Source organism: Streptomyces sp. NPDC057565, assembly GCF_042801455.1.
Classification (GTDB): Bacteria; Actinomycetota; Actinomycetes; order Streptomycetales; family Streptomycetaceae; genus Streptomyces; species Streptomyces yanii.
The window spans coordinates 1-1,137 of sequence record NZ_JBHVFU010000190.1 but is presented as its reverse complement, the minus strand read 5'-3'; the positions used below and the strand labels follow the sequence as shown (position 1 = coordinate 1,137).

Genomic DNA, 1,137 nt, shown 5'->3' with positions numbered 1-1,137 from the left:
GACGAGTGGATACGACTGGGCGTGTTCGCCCGGCTCAAGCAGATCGCGCTGGAGTCCTACGACCGGATCGTCGGCCTCGTCCTCGATCAGATCGCCGTGGACGGCTCCATCACCAAGGCCCCCGGAGGCGGCGAGGCGGCCGGTCGCTCACCGGTCGACCGCGGCAAACAGGGCCTCAAACGCTCGGGCATGACGGACGGGTACGGGATTCCCCTGGGCCGTGTCCTGGCCGGTGCCAACCGCCACGACTCCTCGCTGCTCGCCCCGACCCTGGACCGTCTGGATGACCTGGGGCCGCTGCCCGACGACATCACCGTGCACCTGGACGCCGGCTACGACTCGGACAAGACCCGCGCTCTGCCCAACGAACGCGGCCTGCACGGACGCATCGCGCACAAAGGGGAGAAGGCGCCCATCCAGGCCAGTCAGCGTTGGCATGTCGAACGCACCCACGCCTGGCAGAACGCGTTCCACCGGCTCGCCCGCTGCTACGAGCGGCGCACCACCGTCATCGACACCTTCTTCGACCTCGCCGACACGATCATCACCGTCCGTAGCCTGATCCGGCAGGCATGGACCACCCACCGGTGGGAGGAACGCCCCCGACGCCGACCATGACCTGCCGCCTGTCCGCGCGGACTCTAAAGACCATCGTCAGGCCGCCCGCGCGGAAAGATGGGTATCGGCGGAGGACCAGTACTCCAAGCGATCTTGATGCCGGCCGGAGGGGTGTGTCAGTGCGCCTCCGTGAGTGCCTGCTCGTAGGCTGCCTGAAGGAGTTCGGAGGCCCGGGGGTGGTTGGGGTTCGGGCGGGGAATACCCAGGTGCACCTCGCGAAGTTCGTCCATGAGGTCCTCCCAGAGGTGCGGACCGCCGTCCTCCAAGAGGCGAGCGCGGACGCTGAGTTCGGGCGTGGTCGGGCGGTGCCGCATTCCCCAGGAGCCGAGCGCGACCATAATGGGGACTGTCTGGATGCCCGCTTCTGTGAGGCTGTAGGTCGCTCGGCGTCCTCGTTCGGTCTGCTCCTGCGTGAGGAGACCGCCGGCGACGAGGGCCTTGAGACGGCTGCTGAGGATGTTCGACGCGATCCCCTCCTCGGAGTGGCTGAGCAGCTCGCGGAAGTGTCGGCGCCCGCCG

2 protein-coding genes are annotated in these 1,137 nt (G+C 68.3%); one reads left to right on the top strand and one right to left on the bottom strand.

The features are described from left to right. Positions 1–618 (top strand): IS5 family transposase (locus ACFU8W_RS52530; protein WP_384053027.1); only part of this gene is annotated, 618 nt, incomplete at its 5' end. A 116-nt stretch (positions 619–734) separates the two neighbouring features. Here the strand turns inward: ACFU8W_RS52530 and ACFU8W_RS52525 are convergent. Continuing rightward, a partial coding sequence (locus ACFU8W_RS52525; protein ID WP_384053025.1) for a winged helix-turn-helix transcriptional regulator occupies positions 735–1,137 on the bottom strand: 403 nt, incomplete at its 5' end.